Here is a 237-nt window from a genome sequence, read left to right on the forward strand (position 1 = left end):
GCGCTGCGCCACCGCGCCCCGTGCGGTGACGTGGGTGCGATCACGCCACGCATTCCCGGCGCCATCGCTGGCTGAGACGCGCCCCCGGGTCTGGGTCAGCCAACCGCTGTTCGATGATGTCATCGACAAGCTCGGGCAGCATGTCGAGCTCGCGATGACCCACGAGGTCACCCCCTACACGCCGGCGATGCTGGCCGACCAGCTGGCCCGGGTCGAAGGCGCGCTGAGCACCCTCAA

Annotated in this window: 1 pseudogene; it reads left to right on the forward strand. The window is 70.0% G+C overall.

What is annotated here, in order from left to right:
- Positions 1 to 67: 67 nt before the first annotated feature.
- Positions 68 to 237: pseudogene (locus tag ACQG3P_RS23430) on the forward strand (D-glycerate dehydrogenase); the annotation flags it as partial.

This window comes from Stenotrophomonas sp. SrG, assembly GCF_050031795.1.
Classification (GTDB): Bacteria; Pseudomonadota; Gammaproteobacteria; order Xanthomonadales; family Xanthomonadaceae; genus Stenotrophomonas; species Stenotrophomonas rhizophila_A.